The following is a 2,401-nucleotide window of genomic DNA, read 5'->3' as shown; positions in this document are numbered from 1 at the left end:
AAAAGGAACCGATTTTAATCAAGTATCAGAGTTGGAAATAAATCTCGTGGCAAACCGATTAAATAAACGTCCAACTTTATGGGGTCAGATCATCGGCGGGGTTTTTTGCTTTCAGGGGGAACACATGTCTACACCCGTAGCAGAATCCTTGGTTTTCCGTCCTGCCTCTGAACTGCCTACATTGGATATGAACGGCAAAGAGGTGCTGCTCTTAAATCCCTGTGATGGCTGGCACATTGGCTATGTCAGATTTTGGGACGACGGGGAATATGAACCTCGATATTTTTATGTCGCGTGGGCGCTGCTGCCAGACGGGCTGAAAATGAGTGACTTATTCGAAGACCAGAAAGCCACATCTTAAGTAGTTTTTATTTTCACCAGCACCAAACTTCAAATTTACACCTCACTGAATTGTGCACTCGATTAACAGACGAATTTTATAATGCATCGCCATATATTAAGGCGTATTAATCTCTATACAATGACGCTGGATTGAAATAAAAACAGGGCTAAGTAATATTAACTGGCTGTTTGTTAGTAGGATGAAATGACCTTTAATTTTAACAAATAATAAAGTGAGGGATTTATGTCTGAAGTGAATAAACCGGCAATGAATGACTCTGATTCAGAATGTTACTTTAACCCTGATTGGTATAAATGTAACCATGTAGTAGCACGTGTTGGTTCTTTTCCGTGGGCATTGATTCAATTGCAGCTGGGAAAGAAAGTACGTCGTAGAAATTGGGCTGTTCAGGAATATTTAAATTTTGTTCCGAGAAAAATAAAGGCAGATGGTCAATACGATTATCTGTCACATATTGATGAATATGATGCCAAGGGTAACTTCAGGCCTTGGCAGCCGACACAAGAAGATATGATGGCGTGTAATTGGGAATTAAGCTATCTACTGGTTTTTGATCTTACATTGGGAGTTGGTACATATAAAAACAATAATAAGCATACTGGTTGGGGATATTCCGCAGCAGGCAGTGATAACCCTTGGGAGGCTTCTTTTGGCGCCTTAAATCTACTTCAGAATAATACAGAAGTTGGAGAAATTTTAGAGTTTAATTTTGATAACGAAGGATATCTTACTTGGAGAGTGTCTTATGCCAAGAATGAAGAGATGAGACAAAAGTTGTATGTTTTATTAAAAAAACTTGCAATTACTATGTATATTGATGATATAAAGTATTTTTTTGGAGGGAATTCGCCCTATAAGTACTGGATTAGTGATGATGGTGAAATTAGAGCCTCATATACTTACTATGACGATAAAGAAAAACTAATTTCTTTATTTAATCAACCTGAAAAAACTAAACGCGTTTACTTTAAACTGTATGTAAATTAATAAGTTGATTAATTGAAGGCTGCTTAATGTGGCCTTTTCCATATTTGCCACCGCAATCACTTTAATCACATCCGTATACATGCATTGCGGTCGGCATTTTGTTAATTAATATTTCCATAGTAGTGTGTTTTTTTGTTCGTTATGAATTTTTCCAATAGTGAAAAAAATCTTACACTATAGCATAAGAAAACAAGCAAACAGTTTGATTTGATTTGGTGTCTCAGGATCACTAAAAGAGTAAGAGCCTTTCACTGAACCATCTTCATTGAAAACTTGCATATCCATTTCACTAGAGTGTTTACCTGCTGGAATATCTAGCCTGTAACTATCCAGAAAATTAACTAAGGCAATTATTTTGTCACTTGGTATTTCTTTGCACTCGTGATTATGAGCGATGGTGTTTCTAATTCTGTTTATGATTTGTATTGAATTATATAGAGGCTCTGGTAATCCCACGTTTCTGGCGATATTAAGTTTTGTTTCGAAATTAATTCTGATGCGTCGTTTATCACCGTCACCGAAAAAATCCTTTTGATTGCAAGCTGCACATATCCAAGATTCAAGTATTTGCTCACACATAAGGTGGATACGGAGAACGGAACCTATAACATCATCAGTAAGTATTGCCTGCAAAGTGAGATCTGGGAGATTCAGCTCTCCAATTTAGTCTACAAATATTTGTGGGTTCATGAAGTGTCTCCATAGGGGAAATTATGATATTAACACTATCAGATAAAGGAGTATCTATAACGTTAAATGGAACGATAAGTCATTATAGTAATAAAGGGTATCTTGATTTATGTGTAGGTAATGAGTCAGATATTCCTTCATACATTACAATTACATATAAGCGCTCTGTAATGGTCAATTCAAACTGGCCACCGCCTTAGAGTTTTTCCAGTATCGATTTTCTGATTCGTTTGGTGGTAACCCACCATTATATTCGTGCGGCTTGAGCGCACTGTAATATCCAACGATATAGTCTGTTATTGCATGCGCCGCGTCGTTGAAGGTCATGTAACCCCTCAACGGTACCCATTCGGTTTTCAG

The 2,401-nt window shown here is 37.2% G+C and carries 3 protein-coding genes and 1 pseudogene; 2 read left to right on the top strand and 2 right to left on the bottom strand.

What is annotated here, in order from left to right:
* Together FE392_RS15125 and FE392_RS15120 are read left to right on the top strand one after the other, a co-directional pair.
* Positions 1 to 361, top strand: a 361-nt coding sequence (locus FE392_RS15125) for a hypothetical protein (RefSeq protein WP_319931050.1), incomplete at its 5' end; no start/stop codon positions are given.
* Positions 362 to 586: 225 nt separating this feature from the next.
* The gene (locus FE392_RS15120) at positions 587 to 1,351 is read left to right on the top strand and encodes a DUF2829 domain-containing protein (RefSeq protein WP_319931049.1); all 765 of its coding nucleotides are present in this window, start codon (positions 587 to 589) and stop codon (positions 1,349 to 1,351) included.
* 174 nt (positions 1,352 to 1,525) lie between these two features.
* Here the strand turns inward: FE392_RS15120 and FE392_RS15115 are convergent, their stop codons facing one another.
* The gene (locus FE392_RS15115) at positions 1,526 to 1,984 is read right to left on the bottom strand and encodes a hypothetical protein (RefSeq protein ID WP_319931048.1); all 459 of its coding nucleotides are present in this window, start codon (positions 1,982 to 1,984) and stop codon (positions 1,526 to 1,528) included.
* Positions 1,985 to 2,215: 231 nt separating this feature from the next.
* A pseudogene (locus FE392_RS15110) lies at positions 2,216 to 2,401 on the bottom strand (IS3 family transposase); the annotation flags it as partial.

This window comes from Xenorhabdus santafensis, assembly GCF_033949405.1.
Classification (GTDB): domain Bacteria; phylum Pseudomonadota; class Gammaproteobacteria; order Enterobacterales; family Enterobacteriaceae; genus Xenorhabdus; species Xenorhabdus santafensis.
This window is presented reverse-complemented; position numbering and strand designations above follow the sequence as displayed.